20 protein-coding genes and 1 pseudogene are annotated in these 20361 nt (G+C 58.0%); 10 read left to right on the forward strand and 11 right to left on the reverse strand.

Annotated features, from left to right (window positions below; all coding sequences use genetic code 11):
- Nucleotides 1-63: 63 nt before the first annotated feature.
- Entirely contained in the window at nucleotides 64-720 is a 657-nt protein-coding gene (locus AB4Z35_RS22890; protein WP_442099573.1) for a thiopurine S-methyltransferase, read from the forward strand.
- 181 nt (nucleotides 721-901) lie between these two features.
- Here the strand turns inward: AB4Z35_RS22890 and htpX are convergent, their stop codons facing one another.
- A complete protein-coding gene (gene htpX, locus AB4Z35_RS22895) occupies nucleotides 902-1792 on the reverse strand; it encodes a protease HtpX (protein ID WP_007973520.1) in 891 nt (296 codons plus the stop codon).
- Nucleotides 1793-2109: 317 nt separating this feature from the next.
- A complete protein-coding gene (locus tag AB4Z35_RS22900) occupies nucleotides 2110-3321 on the reverse strand; it encodes a pyridoxal phosphate-dependent aminotransferase (RefSeq protein WP_007973513.1) in 1212 nt (403 codons plus the stop codon).
- A gap of 226 nt (nucleotides 3322-3547) precedes the next feature.
- Between AB4Z35_RS22900 and msrB the strand changes: the two genes are divergently transcribed.
- From msrB to AB4Z35_RS22915, 3 genes are all read left to right on the forward strand, one after another.
- On the forward strand, nucleotides 3548-3943 hold the full coding sequence (msrB, locus tag AB4Z35_RS22905; protein WP_429491525.1) for a peptide-methionine (R)-S-oxide reductase MsrB: 396 nt from the start codon (nucleotides 3548-3550) through the stop codon (nucleotides 3941-3943).
- Between the two features lie 102 nt (nucleotides 3944-4045).
- Nucleotides 4046-4531, forward strand: a complete 486-nt coding sequence (locus tag AB4Z35_RS22910; RefSeq protein ID WP_442099575.1) for a glutathione peroxidase — start codon at nucleotides 4046-4048, stop codon at nucleotides 4529-4531.
- Nucleotides 4528-4989, forward strand: a complete 462-nt coding sequence (locus tag AB4Z35_RS22915; RefSeq protein WP_442099576.1) for a MarR family winged helix-turn-helix transcriptional regulator — start codon at nucleotides 4528-4530, stop codon at nucleotides 4987-4989. Before AB4Z35_RS22910 ends, AB4Z35_RS22915 begins: the two co-directional genes overlap by 4 nt.
- Here the strand turns inward: AB4Z35_RS22915 and AB4Z35_RS22920 are convergent.
- Complete coding sequence (locus AB4Z35_RS22920) at nucleotides 4973-7336, reverse strand: response regulator (protein WP_442099577.1); 2364 nt, start codon at nucleotides 7334-7336, stop codon at nucleotides 4973-4975. The two genes, AB4Z35_RS22915 and AB4Z35_RS22920, sit on opposite strands and share 17 nt — an antisense overlap.
- Before the next feature lie 123 nt (nucleotides 7337-7459).
- On the opposite strand from AB4Z35_RS22920, the gene AB4Z35_RS22925 reads away from it, so the two are divergent.
- Nucleotides 7460-8350 (forward strand): ATP-binding protein, encoded by an 891-nt coding sequence (locus AB4Z35_RS22925; RefSeq protein WP_008002667.1) that lies wholly within the window; start codon nucleotides 7460-7462, stop codon nucleotides 8348-8350.
- Nucleotides 8347-8829, forward strand: a complete 483-nt coding sequence (locus tag AB4Z35_RS22930; protein ID WP_442099578.1) for a GAF domain-containing protein — start codon at nucleotides 8347-8349, stop codon at nucleotides 8827-8829. The genes AB4Z35_RS22925 and AB4Z35_RS22930 overlap by 4 nt, the downstream gene beginning before the upstream one ends.
- Before the next feature lie 21 nt (nucleotides 8830-8850).
- Here the strand turns inward: AB4Z35_RS22930 and AB4Z35_RS22935 are convergent.
- The 8 genes and pseudogenes from AB4Z35_RS22935 to AB4Z35_RS22970 all read right to left on the reverse strand — a co-directional run.
- Nucleotides 8851-9087, reverse strand: a pseudogene (locus AB4Z35_RS22935) (hypothetical protein); the annotation flags it as partial.
- A gap of 49 nt (nucleotides 9088-9136) precedes the next feature.
- The gene (locus tag AB4Z35_RS22940; protein ID WP_442099579.1) at nucleotides 9137-12778 is read right to left on the reverse strand and encodes a transporter substrate-binding domain-containing protein; all 3642 of its coding nucleotides are present in this window, start codon (nucleotides 12776-12778) and stop codon (nucleotides 9137-9139) included.
- An 8-nt stretch (nucleotides 12779-12786) separates the two neighbouring features.
- On the reverse strand, nucleotides 12787-13413 hold the full coding sequence (locus AB4Z35_RS22945) for a response regulator transcription factor (protein WP_008002663.1): 627 nt from the start codon (nucleotides 13411-13413) through the stop codon (nucleotides 12787-12789).
- Between the two features lie 247 nt (nucleotides 13414-13660).
- On the reverse strand, nucleotides 13661-14053 hold the full coding sequence (locus tag AB4Z35_RS22950) for a response regulator (RefSeq protein WP_442099581.1): 393 nt from the start codon (nucleotides 14051-14053) through the stop codon (nucleotides 13661-13663).
- Between the two features lie 178 nt (nucleotides 14054-14231).
- Nucleotides 14232-15560 carry a deoxyguanosinetriphosphate triphosphohydrolase gene (locus tag AB4Z35_RS22955; RefSeq protein ID WP_442099582.1) on the reverse strand — a complete coding sequence of 443 codons (1329 nt, stop codon included), beginning with the start codon at nucleotides 15558-15560 and terminating at the stop codon, nucleotides 14232-14234.
- A 210-nt stretch (nucleotides 15561-15770) separates the two neighbouring features.
- Nucleotides 15771-16115, reverse strand: a complete 345-nt coding sequence (locus tag AB4Z35_RS22960; RefSeq protein WP_442099583.1) for a hypothetical protein — start codon at nucleotides 16113-16115, stop codon at nucleotides 15771-15773.
- Nucleotides 16112-16501 (reverse strand): phage holin family protein, encoded by a 390-nt coding sequence (locus AB4Z35_RS22965; protein WP_442099584.1) that lies wholly within the window; start codon nucleotides 16499-16501, stop codon nucleotides 16112-16114. The genes AB4Z35_RS22960 and AB4Z35_RS22965 overlap by 4 nt, the downstream gene beginning before the upstream one ends.
- 1 nt (nucleotide 16502) lies before the next feature.
- Entirely contained in the window at nucleotides 16503-16817 is a 315-nt protein-coding gene (locus tag AB4Z35_RS22970) for a DUF883 family protein (RefSeq protein ID WP_046040614.1), read from the reverse strand.
- A 329-nt stretch (nucleotides 16818-17146) separates the two neighbouring features.
- On the opposite strand from AB4Z35_RS22970, the gene AB4Z35_RS22975 reads away from it, so the two are divergent.
- From AB4Z35_RS22975 to AB4Z35_RS22990, 4 genes are all read left to right on the forward strand, one after another.
- Nucleotides 17147-18355 carry an ammonium transporter gene (locus AB4Z35_RS22975; protein WP_442099585.1) on the forward strand — a complete coding sequence of 403 codons (1209 nt, stop codon included), beginning with the start codon at nucleotides 17147-17149 and terminating at the stop codon, nucleotides 18353-18355.
- A 104-nt stretch (nucleotides 18356-18459) separates the two neighbouring features.
- Complete coding sequence (locus tag AB4Z35_RS22980) at nucleotides 18460-18696, forward strand: glutaredoxin family protein (protein WP_008003305.1); 237 nt, start codon at nucleotides 18460-18462, stop codon at nucleotides 18694-18696.
- Between the two features lie 171 nt (nucleotides 18697-18867).
- Nucleotides 18868-19185 (forward strand): hypothetical protein, encoded by a 318-nt coding sequence (locus AB4Z35_RS22985; protein WP_007983466.1) that lies wholly within the window; start codon nucleotides 18868-18870, stop codon nucleotides 19183-19185.
- 122 nt (nucleotides 19186-19307) lie between these two features.
- Complete coding sequence (locus tag AB4Z35_RS22990) at nucleotides 19308-20198, forward strand: pseudouridine synthase (protein WP_008003308.1); 891 nt, start codon at nucleotides 19308-19310, stop codon at nucleotides 20196-20198.
- Nucleotides 20199-20361: the final 163 nt, after the last annotated feature.

Here is a 20361-nt window from a genome sequence, read left to right on the forward strand (position 1 = left end):
AGATCATTGATCTAAATCTAATATAAGTTWTAGGGTGTTTTGATCGAATTTTCGGGGTTAATTATGCAGCCTGAGTTTTGGCACAAGAAATGGGCGGCGAATCAGATCGGCTTTCACCTGCCGCAGGTGAACCCTTATCTGAAGCGGTTCTGGCCAGCGTTAAGCCTTGAAGAAGGGGCGCGCGTGTTGGTGCCGTTATGTGGAAAAAGCCTGGATTTGCTTTGGCTCGCCCATCAAGGCCATGAGGTCTTGGGAATCGAGCTGTCGGAAAAAGCCGTCGAGGAGTTTTTCAGCGAACATGGCTTTGATCCGGCCGTCAGCGAGCAGGGGCCGTTCAAGGTTTATCGGGCCGGTTCCATTGAGCTGTGGTGCGGCGATTTCTTTGAGCTGACGGCCGGTGACACGGCTGATTGCTCTGCGCTCTATGATCGCGCCGCGCTGATTGCTTTGCCGCCGAAGATGCGTGAGCAATATGCCGCGCACCTGAATCGCATATTGCCGAAAGAGTGTCGCGGATTATTGATCACGCTGGACTATGACCAGGCACAGATGGACGGACCGCCATTTGCCGTACTCGACGATGAGGTGCAGCGTTTGTTGGGTGGGTCGTGGGCGTTGAAGGTTCTGGAAGATCAGGATGTATTGAGCGAGAGCGGGAAGTTTCTGGAGGCGGGTGTCACGCGGCTGGAGGAGCGGGTATATCGGGTTTCCAGTCGGTAATAGTGGCGGCTTTACTGGCCTAATCGCGAGCAAGCTCGCTCCCACAAGGGTTCTGCGTTGTTCACGGAACCCCTGTGGGAGCGAGCTTGCTCGCGATGAGGTCCTCAAGACACCCCAATAATCAAGCAGACAAAAAAAGGCCCGCATCGCTGCGGGCCTTTTTGCTTTGCTGTGGAGTGTATTAGCCCCGGCGACGAGCCAGAGCGTCGATACGCTCTTCCAGCGGTGGGTGGCTCATGAACATGCGGGCAAACCCTTGCTTGATGCCACCGTTGATGCCGAAGGCGTTCAGGGTGTCGGGCATATGCACCGGCAGCCCCTGTTCCGCACGCAGGCGTTGCAGGGCGCCAATCATCGCGGCGGTGCCGGCCAGGTTTGCACCTGCTTCATCGGCGCGGAATTCCCGCTTGCGCGAGAACCACATGACGATGGCGCTGGCCAGGATGCCCAGAACCAGTTCGGCGAAGATGGTCGCCACGTAGTAGGCAATGCCCTGGCCTTCTTCGTTCTTGAAGATCACTTTGTCGACGAAATTGCCGATGATCCGTGCGAAGAACATCACGAAGGTGTTCACCACGCCCTGGATCAATGCCAGGGTAACCATGTCGCCGTTGGCTACGTGGCCGATTTCGTGGGCCAGGACGGCTTTCACTTCATCCGGCGAGAAGCGCTCGAGCAACCCCTGGCTGACCGCGACCAATGCGTCGTTCTTGTTCCAGCCAGTGGCGAAGGCGTTCGCCTCGTAGGCCGGGAAGATACCGACCTCGGGCATCTTGATCCCGGCTTCGCGGGACAGTTGCTCGACGGTTTGCAGCAGCCATTGCTCGTGACGGGTGCGTGGCTGGGTGATGATCTGGGTGCTGGTGCTCATCTTCGCCATCCACTTGGAGATGAACAGCGAGAACAGCGAACCGGCGAAACCAAAGACCGCACAGAAAATCAGCAGCTGATTGAGGTTGAGATCAACCCCGTTGGCCGCCATGAACCCGTTGAAGCCGAAAAGGCTCAGGGTGATGCTGGCAATCAGCACGACCGCCAGGTTAGTGGCCAAGAACAGCAGGATGCGCATCATGGTTGTAGAAATCTCCTCATGCTAAAGATGTAGCGTACTGCGGGGTATATAAGGTGCTGCACCGGGGTATTCAACCGGGTGACTATTTCAAACTGTGTCCTACGGCAACAGTCTAGCTGCTTGCAGGGCATTTCCGACAAGTATGCGGGAAGTGTTTGTCAGTCAATTCATGTCAAAGGCCCCCGCCTTTGTTAGGCGCGAGCAGGCAAGGCATGATCCGGCAACGGGCAAAGCGACAGCCAGTGGCGCAATGCAAACAAATGTTGCCGGATGAATCACCGTACGACGTTCGGGGACGTCGCACGGTGACAGATCGCTTACTGGCGGTAGGACTTGAGGAAGCCGCCGATGCGTCCGATGGCCATCTCCAGGTCATCGACACGGGGCAGGGTCACGACGCGGAAGTGGTCTGGCCATGGCCAGTTGAAAGCGGTGCCTTGAACCACCAGCAGTTTCTCGGAGAGCAGCAGATCGAGGACGAATTTTTCGTCGTTATGGATCGGGCAGACCTTGGGGTCGATTCGCGGGAATGCATACAGCGCGCCCATCGGCTTGACGCAGCTCACGCCTGGAATGTCGTTGAGCAACTCCCAGGTGCGATTGCGTTGCTCCAGCAGGCGGCCCTGCGGCAGTACCAGATCATTGATGCTCTGATAGCCACCCAGGGCGGTCTGGATCGCGTGCTGGCTCGGCACATTGGCGCACAGGCGCATGTTCGCCAGCATGTCGATGCCTTCGATGTAGCTCTGGGCGTGGTGTTTCGGGCCGGAAATGGCGATCCACCCGGAGCGGAAGCCCGCTACGCGATAGGACTTGGACAGACCGTTGAAGGTCAGGCACAGCAGGTCCGGCGCCAGGGAGGCGGTGCAGATGTGCACGGCATCGTCGTAGAGGATCTTGTCGTAGATCTCGTCGGAGAACACCACCAGATTGTGCTGGCGGGCCAGTTCCAGCATGCCCAGCAGCACTTCCTTCGAATACACCGCGCCGGTCGGGTTGTTCGGGTTGATGATCACCAGGGCCTTGGTGTTCGGGGTGATCTTGGCCTTGATGTCGGCCAGGTCTGGCCACCAGTTGGCTTGCTCGTCGCACAGGTAATGCACCGGGTTGCCGCCGGACAGGCTCACGGCTGCGGTCCACAACGGATAGTCAGGCGCAGGCACCAGTACTTCGTCGCCATTGTTGAGCAGGGCCTGCATCGACATCACGATCAGTTCGGAAACGCCGTTGCCCAGGTAGATGTCTTCAATGCCGACGCCTTCTACCTGCTTTTGCTGGTAATACTGCATCACGGCCTTGCGCGCACTGAACAGCCCCTTGGAGTCGCTGTAGCCCTGGGCTGTCGGCAGGTTGCGGATCACGTCCTGGAGGATTTCATCCGGCGCTTCGAAACCAAAGGGCGCCGGATTGCCGATGTTCAGCTTGAGGATGCGATGGCCTTCCTCTTCCAGGCGCTTGGCGTGCTTGAGCACCGGGCCGCGAATGTCGTAGCAGACGTTGGCGAGCTTGTTCGATTTGCTGACCTGCATGGCGATGTGTTCCCGAAAATGAACGATCCAGACGGCGTTTGGGCAGCCGTGCTGGGAATCCTGCGTATTCACACAGGCCTGACGCCTTGAGATGCAGCACCCATATTTCCGTTTGAATGCGCGTGGTCTGGCTGCCAGACTGGCGTTTGACGAGGCGCAATCATACGTGCCGCCCGATCCGTGGAAAAGGTACAGATCGGGCTTTTTCAGCCGCTGAKGTGTGATGATGGAAAAGTTGGAAAAAACCCTGGAAGAATGGAAGGCGATGCTCGATCCAGAGCAGTACAACGTGTGCCGCCTCAAAGGCACCGAACGACCGTTTTCCGGTAAATACAACGCCACCAAAACCGACGGTGTCTACCACTGCATCTGCTGTAACGAACCGCTGTTCGACTCCACGACCAAATTCGATTCCGGCTGCGGCTGGCCGAGTTTCTACGCGCCGATCGGCGACAGCGCCATGACCGAAATCCGTGATGTCAGCCACGGCATGATCCGCACCGAAGTGGTCTGCGCCAAATGCGACGCGCACCTTGGCCACGTGTTCCCGGATGGCCCACCGCCGACCGGTCTGCGTTATTGCATCAATTCGGTGTGCCTGGACCTGGTGCCCCGCGAATAAGTCCCCGAAGCGATCCGATGATCGCTTTCCGGATATTTAAATTGCACGCAATTCAATTGCCCGCTACTTTGTTGTCTCTTCCATTCACTCGGAACCTCAAACATGAGCGACAACCTGCTGAGTATCCCTTGCACCACGATCAAGGGTGAGCAAAAGACCCTGGCGGATTTCGCCGGCAAAGCCGTGCTGGTGGTCAACACGGCCAGTAAATGCGGTTTCACTCCGCAGTACAAAGGTCTGGAAGAGCTGTGGCAGACCTACAAGGAGCAGGGGCTGGTGGTTCTCGGTTTTCCCTGCAACCAGTTCGGCAAGCAAGAGCCGGGCAACGAAGGGGCGATCTCTGAATTCTGTGAGCTGAACTTTGGTGTCAGCTTCCCGCTGTTCAAAAAGATCGAAGTCAATGGTGCTGGCGCCCATCCCCTGTTCGTGCAGTTGAAAAAGCGCGCACCGGGTGTGCTGGGCTCCCAGGGCATCAAGTGGAACTTCACCAAGTTCCTGATCGGCAAGGACGGGCAACTGGTCAAGCGCTTCGCCCCGGCGACCAAGCCGCAAGACCTGACCCGCGAGATCGAAGCCCTGCTCAAATGAACAGCTTGTCAGTCGATTCCCTGAAGCTCGACAGCCAGCTGTGCTTCAAGCTGTACGCGGCTTCCCGGGCGGTGATTCGCGGCTACAAGCCAATGCTCGATCAGTTGGGCCTGACTTACCCTCAGTACCTGGCGATGCTGGTGCTGTGGGAGTGGCAGGAAGCGGCCCCGGAGCAACCGACCGTCAAGGCATTGGGCGAGCGCCTGGCCCTGGATTCCGGCACGCTGACACCGTTGCTCAAGCGCCTCGAGCAACTACAACTGGTGCAGCGTCAGCGTTCGGCGCGCGATGAGCGTGAAGTGCATCTGAGCCTGTCGCCAGCCGGCATGGCCTTGCGCGATCAGGTCGGGCCACTCAAGGCGCGTCTGTTGTGCGATAGCGGGGTCGACCTGAATCGTCTCAATGACTTGCGCGATGGTCTCGATCACCTGTTGAGACAGATCAAGGCACTGTCGTAACGGGGATCCACAAGTCCAGCAGGGTGGCCAGTTCTTCGCGCCGGAAGGGTTTGGCCAGGTAGTCGCTCATGCCCGCGGCACGACAGCGTTCGCGCTCCTCCGACATGGCGTTGGCCGTCAGGGCGACGATGGGCAGTTGCGGCCAGCGTCCGCTGCGGCGGATTTGCCGGCTGGCTTCATAGCCGTCCATCACCGGCATGTTGCAGTCCATCAGCACCAGGTCGAATTCCCGTTGCTCGAGTTGATCCAGGGCCTCGGCACCATGAGCCGCGGTGGTGACCTCGCAGCCGAGTTTGCCGAGCATGCCCTTGGCCACCAACTGGTTGACCGGATTATCTTCCACCAACAGCACGCGCCCGCGGCGTTGCGGGCATTGCATGTCGAGTCGGGCTTCGTTGATCGGGTGGGTCTGCGGTTGCAGGATCCGCCGTAACGTCTGAAGCAGCGTATTGCGGGCCAGGGGGCGGGCCTGTTGTTGCAAGGGTGCAAGGGCGTTGGCCTCTTCGCTGGGCATGAAATTGCCATAAGCGGTAATCAGCAGGATCGGCGCGCTGAGGGTGGGGCGCAAATTGAACAGGCATTCGGGGCAATCGGTGATGAGTACGTCGGCTGCCAGGCCAAGCAGTGGGTCATCCATGGAACGCCGTTCATAGTCCAGCCCCCAGCCAGGCAACAGACTGTTGAGCAGTTCGCCCAGCCCGCTGCTGGCGGCAGTGATGGCGATGACTTTACCCTTGAGCGAAACAGCAGGCACTGCACGGGTATGGCTGGGCAATGGCAAATCCGCGCAGAACTGGCTGCCAAACCCCGGCTCGGAGCTGATTGTCAGGCGCCCTTGCATGGCCTCGCAAAGGTTGTAGGTCAGGGCCAGGCCCAGCCCGGTCCCACCAAACTGGCGGGTAATACCGACGCCGGCCTGGGTGAAAGGCTGGAGGATTTTGACCTGGGCATCCTGAGGGATGCCGATGCCGGTGTCGCAGACTTCGATTCTGACGCCGTCCCCGAACGTCGACAGGCGCACGTCGACACGCCCGAAACGGGTGAACTTGAGGGCGTTGGACAGCAGATTGCTGACAATCTGCCGCACCCGGGTCGGATCGCCGAGCACCAGTGCCGGGAAGTGCGGATCGATCAGGCAGGTCAGTTCGACGCTGGGGGCGGCGTTCTGCGACAACAGGTTGGCGGTGTCCTCGATGAGCGAGCCAAGGTCGAAGGGAATGTGCTCGAGCTCGAGCTGACCGGCATCGAACTTCGACAAGTCGAGAATATCGTTGAGCAGTTCCACCAGCACTTTGCCCGAGTCATGGGCGATCGACAGTTGTTGCTGTTGTTCGGCATTCAGCGGCCCGTCGAGGGACAACGCGATCATCCCGAGCAAGCCATTGAGGGGCGTGCGGATTTCATGGCTCATGTTGGCCAGGAACACCGAGCGGGCTTCGGCCATGTCCAGTGCTGTGCTGCGAGCGGCATCCAGCTCCTCGTTGGATTGGCTCAGCCGGGAATTGATCGCCTTGAGTTCGGCGGTGCGGGCCGAGACGATATTTTCCAGTTGGCCGAGGTATTCGGTCAGGCGGTTTTCCGCGTTGCGCCGCTGCTGGATTTCGGTGGCAATGTTCTTGAATTGCTGGTTGGCAACCTTGACCAGCACGCCAATCTCATCGTTGGCGTGCCCGGCGGGACATTCCAGTGAAGTCGGCTCGGTACTGCTCGGGTCGCGACCGCTGAGTTCACGGATGACCCGCACCAGGGGTTTGGTCAGCATCACATAGAACAGTGCCAGCAGGATGCCGGACAGCAGCAGGCTGCGGGCGAAACCATTGAGCAGGGTCACTTCGGCCCGGCGCAGGAACCGGTTGCCGAAGGCGTAAGTGTCGACGTTCAGCCGCAGCGTACCCAGGGATTCGTTGGGTAAATGATCGAGGTAAAGTCGGTCTTCGAACTGTCGATTGGCGCCGAACAGGAAGTCACTGAGCATACGGTAATCGTTTTCCACACCGGGTCGCTTGACGTTGGCCAGCACAATGCCGTTGTTGTCGATCAGTTTCGCGCTAATGATCGCTGGCGAGCGCAGCAGGCCCAGGGTCAGTTCCTTGGCGAGTTCGGCGTCGATGTTGTAGGCGATTCGCGAGGCCGGGTTGTGGCTGATTTCCAGTAATGAAAGGATTTCACGATTGATGGAGGCGTCTTCACTGGCATAATCGATGCCTATTTGCAGCAGGCTGAGCAGCGTGCCCAGAATGAAACCGACCAGCACGGTAAGCCGGGCTTGCTTGAATGACAGCCGGTTGGTGAATTTGATGTCCATGGGGGGGTGAACCACTTCCGTTTCCTTTCGCTGCTCAAGCATAGTTGATCATGCCTGCCTGTTGATGTTCTCGCGAGGCCTGTACTGCGGGGGCGGCCACTTGTCTGACGCTGTGTTTCGTCGCTGTATCACCATCATTACTGTGAACGTGCCCGAGGAGAAGTCGTGGATTCCCGATTGAATGCTTTTCTTGAACGCGCCGATGCCGTTCTGGCCCGTATCGAGCCGTTGCTGCCGGCACCGCGGCCAGCCATCGACTGGACGCAATGCCTGGCCGCGCGCTGGCAGCGTGAGTCGCGCGGCGGTTATCTGATGCCGCTGGAGGTCAGCCTCGACATGCGTTTGTCGGACCTGATCGGCGTCGACCGGCAAGTCGAGCAGCTTGGGCGCAATACCCGGCAATTCCTCGACGGCATGCCGGCCAACCACGCCTTGCTCTGGGGCTCACGGGGCACCGGTAAGTCGTCGCTGGTGCGCGCCTTGTTGGCCGAACACGCTCAAGCCGGTTTGCGCCTGATCGAGATTGAACGTGATCACCTGGCAGACCTGCCGCGAGTGGTCGAACAGATCGGCAAACTGCCCCAGCGTTTCGTGCTGTTTTGCGATGACCTCTCGTTCGAGTCGGGCGAGGGCGATTACCGAGTGCTCAAAAGCGTCCTTGATGGCTCGCTGGAACAGGCGCCAGACAACGTTTTGCTGTACGCCACTTCCAACCGTCGCCACCTGGTGCCGGAAAAGGAAAGTGACAACGAAAACTGGAAGCGGGTCGACGGTGAATTGCATCCCAGCGAGGCGGTGGAAGACAAGATCGCGCTGTCGGACCGCTTCGGCCTGTGGCTATCGTTCTATCCGTTTACCCAGGAACACTTCCTCAACGTCGTCGAGCACTGGATCGGCCAGTTGGCCGGCAAGGCCGGACTGGCATGGCAGCGCAGCGAAGAGCTGGACATCCTGGCGGTACGCTGGGCCACAGGCAGAGGCAATCGCAATGGACGTTGCGCTTATCAATTTGCCCGTTATTGGGTCGGGCTGAAACTGTTGGAGCACAAGGCATGATCGATTTACAAAAGAGCGGCCAGGGCCTCGAAGGTTACGGCATGCTGCACGCGCAGCTTGAGTCCTTGCTGGCGGACGAACGGGATTTCATCGCCAATGCCGCGCAGTTCTCGGCGTTTCTGTTCAATCAGCTCGATGACTTGAACTGGGCCGGTTTCTACCTCAACCGCAATGAAGAACTGGTGCTGGGCCCGTTTCAGGGGCAGATCGCTTGCGTGCGGATTCCGTTCGGTCGCGGCGTATGCGGGACAGCGGCAGCCACCTTGCAGACTCAACTAGTCGAAGATGTGCACGCGTTCCCCGGTCACATTGCCTGCGACAGCGCCTCGAACAGCGAATTGGTCGTACCCTTGGTCAAGGGCGGCCGATTGATCGGCGTGCTCGATCTCGACAGTCCGAAGCTCGCGCGTTTCACCGCTCAGGACCAGGCCGGAATCGAACAACTGGCAGCGATTTTCCTGCGTCTGACCGACTGCTGATCAAGACGCCAGGCCGGCCTTGGCCAGCAGGCTCAACAGATGACGAATGGGTTCATAGGTGGCGTGCAGGTCCAGGCGGACATCCTGCTCAATGCGGTTGAAGAGCTTTTCACTGCTGGACAGTATGATCTGTGTGGTTTGCCGGTAGTTGAACAGACCCGGCACCACCCCGGTCAGCAACAATAAAAAGGTGAACATCACGCTGATATGGACATGCAGTGGAAACCGGCGTGGATCCGTGGGCAGTGGGTCAGGCATTGCGGGTTTCTCCTTGAGGGTCAACACACTGCTGAGGGTCCAGGCATAGTTAAGGCTCTGTCACTTTGCCTTCGTCGTAATGCTCGATCTGACGTAGTAGCGCGTCCTCCAGCTCAAGCATGGTGCACTCCATGGATTTGCAGCATCCTGTCACTTTTTCGCGATCGAAATCCTCATGGCAGGCTGCTTCGAGTGCCTCGCAGCGGTCGATCAAGCGGGAGGCTTGCACTATCCGGGCAGCGCCTTTGATTTTGTGGGCAATGTCCTGCAGCGCGTGCGTATCCCCGGAGCTGGATAGCGACAACAGCGTTTGCAGATCCTGACGGTTACTGCTCACCAACTCGTTGAGCAATCGTCGGTTCAACATCGGGTTGCCCCCGGTCATCAGTTTCAACCCGTGGAGGCTGAACGCCGGGGTTGCATGGGTGGGTTCAATGCCTTCCACCCATTGACTCAAGGCACCGAGGCTGAGGGGTTTGAACAGGCAGTCGTCCATTCCGGCCTGTTTGCAGCGTTGTACTTCTTCCGGTTGGGCGTTGGCAGTAAAGCCGAGAACGGTGCAGGGAGGGCGATGGTTTTGTCGTTCATGCTGGCGAATGGCACGGGCCAGCTCGTAACCGTTCATGACCGGCATATTGCAATCGGCGATCACCAGATCAAAAGGCTGGTCTTTCCATGCCTCCAGTCCCTCCTGGCCATCGGCCGCGACGGTAAATCGATGTCCAAGAAACTCCAGCTGCTGGCAGGTGAGCAAGCGATTGGCCGAGTGATCGTCGACTACCAGCACACTCAATGGGGTTGTGGCGACGATGATTTGCGTTTCGGCCACCCGGGCTGACTGTTGCAGCGGCAACGTTTCCAGCTGCAGCAACACCTCCACTTGAGTGCCGACGCCCGGCTCACTGCGCAATTGCAGACTGCCGCCCATCATCTCGCAGAGGTTGCGGCTGATCACCAGCCCCAGCCCTGCGCCTCCCCTGGCCGATTGCATGACGTTATCGGCCTGAGCGAAGGGTTCGAACAGGCGCTGTTGATCCTGTTCGCTGATTCCGATACCACTGTCGTGAACCTGCACCCGCATCTGCACGTGCTCAGGTTGCGTTGCCGGGTGCAGGTCGACGATGACCCGGACCCGGCCTTGTTCCGTAAACTTGATGGCATTGCTGATCAGATTGGACAGCACTTGCTTGAAGCGCAAAGGGTCCAGCAACACATCGAAGGTCGGGTTGGCCGATGAAAACTCCAGCACCAACTCGAGCTCTTTCTGTCGGGCCAGGCCATCGAAAATCCGCACGACCGAGGCCACGAGTTCACCCGGACTAACGCGCTCCGGGCTCAGGCTCAAGCGTCCTGATTCGATTCTGGCAATGTCGAGAATGTCGCCAATCAGCTCCAGCAACCCTTTCGCCGAGTTGTACGCGACATCGATGGCTGGACGCTCCGGGTGCTGATGATCAAGACGCTTGAGTGTCAGTTCAAGCATGCCAATGATTGCATTCATCGGCGTGCGGATCTCATGACTCATCGTGGCCAGAAACGTGCTTTTGGCCCGGTTGGCGTTATCGGCATGTTCTTTCGCGCAACGCAGATCATCGAGCAGTTGCCGCCGGTCGCTGATGTCGATCCAGCCACCGATGATGCCTTGCACTTTTGCGCTTGAATCCCGATAGGGAAGAATCCAGTGATAGATCGTCAGGCGCTGGCCACCGATGTGCAGTTCGCGATCGACGATCAGCGGTCTGCCCTCGGCCACCACGCGTTGGTAGTCAGCCTGGTACTCCCGGGCTTCGAACACATTGCTCATCGATCCCTGCATGACGCTTTTGCCGATGACATCTTCACGCCTGGCGCAGAACGCTTGCAGGTAACTGTCGTTGCAACTTTGCAGCAGCCCCTGGCGATCACGTACGTAGATCGGATGGGGCGTGCCATTGACCAGCGATCGCATGAACTCGAACTGATCGTTCAACGCACGCTCGGCGGCTTTGCGCTGCTTGATCTGGCGGCGCATGTAGTCGTTCCACGCAATGGAAATCAGCAACAGCACGCCTGCACCGATGACGATCTGGTAAAACAGCCTTTGATAGTTGCGCCAGGTGCTTTGCGAGGACGCCGAATAGCCACGCCAGCGACTGTTGATGATGCCCAGCTCTTCCGGCGAGATGCTCAGTAACGCCTTGTTGAGGATGGCGTTCAACTCTTTGGCGCCCCGAGCGGTGGCAAGGGAAAACGCCGCCTGCTCGGTGCCGATGGTGGTGCTGATTTGCAATGTGTGCTCGAACAGCCGCGAGGAAATGAAGTAATTGGCAATGACCAGTGAGTTCACCGCGCCCTCGGCCTGCCCTTCGGCGAGTGACTCTACCGCGCTGAATGTGTCCGGGGTTTCGATCAAGTTGATCCGGGGAAACTCTTTGCGCAGGTAATCCATGAGTGGATTGCCGCGGGCAATGGCCAGACGCTTGTCCTGTAACTGCGCGAGGTTGGTCGGGCTGTCAGCGGCTTTGCGGGTGAGCAGGACGTAGGAATTTTCCAGAAAGGGGCGGGTAAAGTTCAGCTGGGTTTGACGTTGGGCGCTGGGAAGCAACGCGGCGATCACATCGGCCTTGTTGTCCTTGATCTGTTTGATCATCTCGTCATCGCTGCGACTGCGCCGGATGTCAAAGCGCAAGCCGGTGCGCAGTCTGATCAGTTCAAGCAAATCCGCGGTGACCCCGCGAAAGTTGCCATTGCTATCGAAAAACGTCAGTGGCGCAAAGGCTTCGTTGACGACGACGCGCACTATCGGGTGCTGTGCCAGCCAGCGTTCTTCCCGGTCAGTGAGTTGCAGCTTTTGATCGGTCAGCAGAATGTCGCTACCGGCGCTCCAGCGTTTGGCGATGTTTTCCCGTTCACTGGAGGGGGTGGCCGTGATCATCGCATTGATGATGCCGAGCAGCTCGGGGTTGTTCCTGTTGACGGCGAAGCTGAAACCCCAGGCTTCATGTTTGCCGAAGTTGGCCATGCGGATGTTGTTCAGGTACCCCTTGTTGATCATGTAGTGAGTTGAAATGGTGTCACCGAGAAACACGTCCGCCTGATCGAAAGCAACGGCATTGATCGCATTCTGGTAGGACGGATAGGACGTGATGATCGCCTTCGGGTACAACGCCCTGACTTCTGCCAGCGGCAAGTAGTGATACACCATGCTCAGGCGCAATCCGGCCAGGCCATCGGTGAGGGATCGGGTTTCCCCTTCGCGGGTCACCAATACGGGTTGATCGACGGCATAGGGTATGGACAGTGCAATGTTGGCATTGCCCGCTTCGAATCCATTGGCGGTGCCAAGCAGATCGACTTCGCCGTTCTCCAGCGCAGCGATCGCGGCTCCTCGGGAATCGAAACGCCGAACCTTGATGGGCAAGCCGGTCGTTTTTCCCAGAAGACCCGCGTAATCGGCGGTAAACCCTTCATAGTCCTGACCACTGGTGGTCAGGTCGAAAGGGGGATAGTCCGGGGCCGACGTACCGAGCGTCAGTTGATTTTTGTGTTGTATCCATTGTCGCTGGGATTCATCCAGTCGAACCTCCAGCGCCCCGGCCTTCGAGCGGCTGAGCAGCGTGTATTGTTCATTGCCCGGTGCCCCGAACAACGAGGTGCACACGCATAGACCTGCGGTCACTTGAATCAGATAGACCTTCAAACGGCTGGGCATTCAGGTTCTCACACGAGTGCGTTACGTTTTGCCATCTCGATCAGTTCAACCAGGGATTTGGCTTTGAGTTTCTGCATGAGGCGCTTTTTGTAGGTGCTCACGGTCTTGTTGCTCAGAAACATGCCCTTGGCGATTTCCTTGTTTGTGCGGCCTTGGGCAAAAAGTTGCAAGACCATCAGTTCCCGGTCGTTTACGGATTTGAACAACTCCAGTTCAATACAGCGTGTTTCATCTCCGCGGACGGGGTTCAAGGCCTCGCTCGGAAAATAGTTGTAACCTGCAAACACCGCTTTTATCGCGCTGACCAGTTCACTGATGTCCTCTTGTTTGCAGACATAGCCCGATGCACCGGATTGCATGCAACGAATGCCGAAAAGTGTCGGGCATTGTGCTGTCAGCACCAGTGTTTTAAGAGGGGTACTCATTGCGTTGAATCTGGATAGCACTTCCAGGCCATCCAGTTTTGGAATGCTGATGTCGAGTATGACCAGGTCTGGCATGCATTCGCGAACCATCTGCATGGCGTCAACCCCATTGTCAGTTTCGCCGACGACTTTGTAACCTTCATGTTCCAGTAACATTCGAACGGCAAGGCGGATAACCGGGTGATCGTCGACAATAAAAACGGAGTTCATAATCAAGTCCCATGCGAGCTCAAATAAAGCGCGCACCTTAGCTCAGATACTTCAAGGGACGCATGAACTGACCGGGCTGTAGCAGCGATATAGGAGAAATCCTACAGAATAAAAAGAATCGGACTACGCATTAACTAGGTTTCTTATTAGGAAGGCCAAGAAGTTCCAATGCTCTGGTGCACTTCGGGAGGAAGTTGTTTGTAAGTTTTACGCTGTGTGTTTGTCGGCTTTTATATGTGTCTTTTTTCTACGTTGGTACCGAGGTCAACAGGTCTCTAAATTCAGATTGTTTCAATGGTTTTATCAAGTAACCCAATAATGGCAGCCCGTGTTCAGTGGCCGTTTTTTCAAGTTCATCCAGTTCAGACGTCGTCAGGCTACTCAGAATGATCGCCTGCCTGATCAGCCCTCGCTGGCTGGCGAACCGGACCAGATCGAGTCCTGTCAGGTCGGGCAGGCATTGATCACATAAAAGAATGTCGAACGGTTGGTCGGCCCCGAGCATTTGCTGCATGGCGCCTTGGGCGCTATCGGTGGTAGTCAGTCGGGTGAAGCCATAACTTTCCAGCAGGTATTGAGTGGCTATTAGTTGGAAGGGATGGTCTTCCACCAAGAGGATGCGTAGATCGTCTTCGGCCATGGGGTGCACTTCATCTGTCGAACAGAAGGGAGGGCGATTGTTTCGCGAGAGTGCCGGGCAAGCGATCAGTTTGCTCGCCATGTGCTGTAGGGCGATTCGACGAAACTTGAGTGCTGTTGGAGTTTGAAGGGGGGATCAGCCATAACGAATGCCGTAATGGCTGATCAATCGATACGCCTCAGTGCCTGGCGCGTCCGGTCATTTCCAGGGCCATGTCACTGGCATAGCTGTCGGTCATGCCGGCGATGAAATCAATCATGCGCAAAAACGAAGTGTGCAATGGGCCGTGAGGATCGGGTGCATTGTTGCCCAGCAGGTCAAGGATGCGCCGGCTTTTGAACGATGGCGTACGTCCGTTGTGCTGCTCCAGCGCTGCACCACAAAAGGCGTTGAGCAGGATTTCCAGCGTGGTGTAGGCGCCGATCTCGTGCAGAGTCTTGCGCTTGTCCTGGAAGATTTTCTTGCGGGCCATGTCCTTGGCGTTCAGCACACAACGCTTGGCGGGCCCGTGCATGTGTTCTACCAGATCGCCGGGCAATGTACCGGCCAATAGCGCGTCCTGTTGCTCGACGAAGGCGCGGGCCGCGGCATTGGTCAGGTGCTCGATGGCTTTGCCGCGCAGGATCGCCAGTTTGCGTCGGCGCGAATCGCCGGGGCCAAGCTGGCGGTAGGTTTCCGGCAAATCATCGCCCACCAGGCCCAGCAGCAGGGACTCGACTTCGGCGTATTCCAGCAACTCCATTTCCAGGCCGTCTTCCAGGTCGATCAGCGCATAACAGATGTCGTCGGCGGCTTCCATCAGGTACACCAGCGGATGCCGTGCCCAGCGTTGCTCCTCCAGTTGCGGCAGGCCGAGTTTATGGGCGATCTGCTCCAACAGTGGCAACTCGCTCTGATAACAGCCGAACTTGTGTTTCTTGTAGCCCAGCGAGTCGGCGTGCCTGGCCGTCCATGGATACTTCAGGTACGTGCCCAGCATTGCATAGGTCAGTCGGGTGCCGCCGTCGAACTGGTGATACTCCAGTTGAGTGAGTACCCGAAAGCCCTGGGCATTGCCTTCGAAGTTCAGGAAGTCATTGCGCTCGGCTTCACTCATTGCATCCAGCCAGCCACGGCCGGCGGCTTGCTGGAACCAGTGACGGATCGCATCTTCACCGGAGTGGCCGAAAGGCGGGTTACCGATGTCGTGTGCCAGGCAAGCCGATTGCACCACCATCCCCAGATCGCTGGGTTCGCACCAGTCGGGAAGGGTGTTGCGGATGGTTTCGCCGACCCGCATGCCCAGTGAGCGACCCACGCAACTGACTTCCAGTGAGTGGGTCAGACGCGTATGAATGTGATCATTGCTGGACACCGGATGGACCTGGGTCTTGCGCCCGAGGCGACGAAAAGCCCCCGAGAAAATGATGCGGTCGTGGTCTTTGTGAAAAGGGCTGCGGCCGAGTTCTTCAGGGCTGTGCAGCGGTTTTCCGAGGCGTTCGCGGGTAAGCAGGGTGTGCCAATCCAAGGCGGGGTCTCTCCGTCAGGTGACTGATGGCCTAGCTTCCCGTTTCGCGCCATGACCTGCAAGCGGAACTACAACCCGTCGGCGTCGACTCCTTGGCAAGGTGTCGTTTCTGGAGGGTGTCTGTTGACCGGGCAGGTGCACAGGATGGCACCCCTCGATAGAGGGGCACATCCCGTTGACGTCGCAAGAATGCAGCCAGAAAGAAACCGGTCAGTCTTTGCGCGAAGAGCCCTGCATGAACAGTTTGATCAGCGGCCCCAGTGTGGTGCCGAGCCGGACCAGACGGGTCAGGCTGCTGAGGCCATCACCGTTTTTTGCACCCTTGCCGGTCAGAAAACCCAGCAAGGTGACCGCGGCCAGGCCCCAGAGTGGAGCGTGTTTGATGCCGAAGCCGTCCTGCAGGTTTTGCGTCATCCCGCGTACGCGTTGCAAGGGTTGCAGCAGTTGCGCGGATTCGTGGCGGATTTCCTGACGATGCATTTCCATGCGCAGGCGGATCAGGGCCTTGCGCATTTCCGTGCGCGAGCTGTTGTGTGGCAGTTCAGGCAGGCTCATGGCAGCAGGCGCTCCCGATCGTTGGCCAGCTCTTGCAGCGTGCCATTGAAGGGCGAGGACTCATCGAAAATCGCTGCTCTCAAGCGCATTCCACAGAATAGGGCGGCGAGGGTGTAGAACACACAGAGCCCGATGATGGCGGTCAGGCGATACGTGTCCCAAAACACGATAAGCACCAGCGTCGACAATCCCACCAACAGCAATAACGCGAACACCAGGGCCAGGCCGGCAAACAGCAACAGGCTGACGGTGCGGGCTTTCTGTTCCTGCAATTCGATGCCGAACAGTTCGACATGGCTGTGCAGCAACCCAAGGAAGGCGGCGCCCAGGCGCCGCGAAGAGGAGCTTGTTCCCGTTACAGACGGGCCGGATTCACCGATCGACATATCAGCGCCGGCTAGCCAGCAGGCCGATCAGAAAGCCCACGCCAGCCGCGATCCCGACGGATTGCCAAGGATTGGCCTGGACATAGTCTTCAGTGGCGGTAACAGCAGCCTTGCCGTGTTCGCGCAGGGAGTCTTCGGTGAGTTTCAGGGTTTCACGAGCACGCAACAGACTGTCGTGAATCTGCTCGCGCAGCTCGTCAGCCTGATCACCGGCCAGGGTCGCGGTGTGCTCCAGCAACCGCTCGGTGTCACTGACCAGTGTCTGAAAGTCGTTCATCAGGATTTCTTGAGCAGTCTTTGCCTGGGTGCGGGCCATGGGGGGATCTCCATAAGTGGCTTTCTGATGTGTTCGAGTATGAGCCTTCGGCGAAGGTTCAGTACAAATGACTGGTACAACTTTTGCTGTGTGGTGGTGCGCCGGTCCGCACCATTGCGCTATAGCCGGGCATGATTTCAGTAAAACCGTAGGACCAACAATCAAAAACTCGCGTAAACCTCCGGGGCCTGTTTCGCCTGGACGCAATCCGTGCGCCAAAGCGGTTCAACAAGATCAGTCAGCTGATGCTTCGAAGCTGCAACTTGGTGCATGGACAGTCTTCGCGAACTGCTTTGGTGCTTTTTTCTGCCATAAGGTCTGCCCATCCCATGGAAAACCTGCAAAGCGCTGTGGACACCCTGGTCCATAGCTCCAACACGCTGTTCATTCTGATCGGTGCGGTCATGGTTCTGGCCATGCACGCCGGTTTTGCCTTTCTTGAAGTCGGAACCGTGCGACAGAAAAACCAGGTCAATGCGTTGTCGAAAATCCTCAGCGACTTCGCCGTTTCGACATTGGCCTACTTCTTTATAGGCTATTGGATTTCCTATGGCGTGACGTTCATGCAGCCAGCGGCCGTGCTCAATGCCGACCATGGCTATGGACTGGTGAAGTTTTTCTTCCTGCTGACCTTTGCCGCGGCGATCCCGGCGATCATTTCCGGAGGGATCGCCGAGCGCGCCAGGTTTGTTCCGCAACTGTGTGCGACAGCGTTGATTGTTGCGTTTATCTATCCGTTCTTCGAAGGCATTGTCTGGAACGGCAATCTGGGTTTGCAGGTCTGGTTGCAGCAGCACTTCGGCGCCGGTTTCCATGATTTTGCCGGCTCGGTGGTGGTGCATGCCATGGGCGGTTGGCTGGCGCTGGCGGCGGTGTTGTTGCTCGGGCCGCGTAACGGCCGTTATCGCGACGGACGCCTGGTCGCGTTCGCGCCATCGAGTATCCCGTTTCTGGCATTGGGCTCGTGGATTCTGATCGTCGGCTGGTTCGGCTTCAACGTCATGAGCGCGCAAACCCTGCAAGGTGTCAGCGGACTGGTGGCGGTGAACTCGCTGATGGCCATGGTTGGCGGTACGGTGGCCGCGCTGATTGTCGGGCGCAACGACCCCGGCTTTCTGCACAACGGCCCGTTGGCGGGGCTCGTGGCAATCTGTGCCGGTTCCGACCTGATGCATCCTGTGGGGGCGCTGGTCACCGGTGCCGTCGCGGGGGCGCTGTTTGTCTGGTGCTTTACCGCAGCCCAAGGCAAATGGCGTATCGACGATGTGTTGGGTGTGTGGCCGTTGCATGGCTTGTGCGGCGTGTGGGGCGGTATTGCCTGCGGCATTTTCGGCCAGACCGTTTTGGGGGGGCTGGGTGGGGTCAGTCTGATCAGCCAGTTGATCGGCACTGTACTGGGCGTCACTGTGGCGCTGGCCGGCGGGTTTGCGGTGTATGGCGTGATCAAGGCGTTGCATGGATTGCGCCTGAGTCAGGAAGAGGAGTATTACGGGGCGGACCTGTCGATCCACAAGATCGGCGCTGTGAGCCAGGACTGACTCAGGTCTCTTCATCGCTGGTGGCATCGGGGCAGGGGCTCAATGGCTCGACGGTTTTTCGGGGCAGGCCTAGAATGATCACTTCAATTTTTGGTTGAGCGCTCATGTTTCCCGAATGTCAGCTGTTCGGCACCCTTGGATGCCATCTCTGTGAAGTAGCCGAAGCCATGTTAATGGAGTTCGTCGAGCGTGGTCTGCTGGTGGAACTGGTGGATATCACCAACGATGAAACGTGGTTCGCCGCTTACAGCCTGCGCATTCCAGTGCTGCGGCGAGTCGATACCGGCGCTGAACTGGGCTGGCCATTCGGTGCCGAGGAAGTGGTGGCATTCCTGCGTTAAGCGGTTTTTGCGCTGGCGGTATCTCCCGCCTGTCGAACTTTGCGATTGATCCCCTTGGCTTATACGGTGTTGATCGGATACTGTATGCGCATACAGCTATTCGCGGTGCCTGCCTGCCGCTGCCGATTTTCGGGAACGAGCAGGCAAGCCCGGGCGTGAGAGGGATGAATCGTGGTCAATGTCGAACAATTGAAGAGCAGCGTGAACCGGATGTCCGCAGACGTCGTGCACGAGGCCGTCCGTGAGTTGCGTCTGGATGGTCTGGTGACCGAGGGAAAAACGCCCTTCAACAAAACGCATTTCAATACCTGTTTCGCTGAAATCGAAGCCTTGTTTCAACGCGCGGGTTATCACCGGCAACTCGATGTCGTGGGTTATCAGGGGTTGTTGTACGCCCTGTATGACCCCGCTCGCTGGGAGGCGGTCGATGTGTTGCGCTGGCTCAAGGAGTACACCGAGGCGGCGGCACGTACKCAGATCCCGGCTTGAGGAATCTTGGGGGGCGTTCTCAATTGGTTTTCACGCCGGGAAAACTAATTGAGAACGCCCCCTAGGTTCATTCCCCCTGCTGTTGGATAATGCCGCTCTGCACTGAGGGTTAGAGCTTTCGTATGTCCACTTCTTCTTTTTCCGCGGCACACAGTCAGGCCAGTACGCTCTACTTGCCACCTGGCCCGTGGCAGACCGTTGTCGATTGCCTGTGTGAGCATTTCAGCGCCATCGGTCGTGAACAATGGCTGGACAGAATCGCCCGTGGCCGGGTCCTCGATGGGCAGGGCATGCCGATCGCCCTCGATCTGGTCTACAAGGAAGGATTGCGGATTCATTATTTTCGCGAAGTGCCGGATGAAAAGCCGATCCCGGTGATCGAGTCGATCCTGTACGCGGACGAGCACCTGGTGGTGGCCGACAAACCGCATTTCCTGCCCGTGACGCCGGCTGGCGAATACGTCGAGCAGACGCTGCTGAGGCGCTTGATCCGGCGCCTGGATAATCCGCATCTGGTGCCATTGCATCGCATTGACCGGCATACCGCGGGGCTGGTGCTGTTTTCCGCCAATCCGCAAAGTCGTTCTGCTTATCAGTCCTTGTTCCCAACCCGGCAGATCGAAAAACGCTACGAGGCCATCGCCGCGCCGTTACCTGACCTTGCTTTCCCGCTGGTTCATAAAAGCCGACTGGTCGATGGCGAACCGTTCTTCCGCATGCAGGAGGGGCCAGGAGCCAGCAACACCGAGACTGCGGTTGAAGTCAGGGAGAAACAGGGGGATCTCTGGCGTTATGGTCTTTACCCGGTGACGGGCAAGAAACACCAGCTGCGGGTGCATATGGCAGCGTTGGGAGCCGCTATCTGCAACGACCCGTTTTACCCCGAGGTGCTCAAGGACGCGCAGGATGACTATGCCAATCCTTTGAAACTGCTGGCTCAGGGGCTGAAATTTATCGATCCGGTCACTGGCCGGGAGCGAGAGTTCGAGAGTGAAATCACCCTGCAATGGTGATCAAGAAACGACCCTGAAGCGCTAATGCCAGTCAGTTAAGCGGTAATGCGATCTGTAGCAGCTGCCGAGCCCGCGAGGCTGCGTTCGGCTGCGAAGCAGTCGTAAAATCAGTCATTGCGGTACGTCAGGCAGACCGCGTCAGCTGGACTCACGACTGCTATGC

Source organism: Pseudomonas sp. KB_15, from assembly GCF_052114525.1.
Lineage (GTDB): Bacteria > Pseudomonadota > Gammaproteobacteria > Pseudomonadales > Pseudomonadaceae > Aquipseudomonas.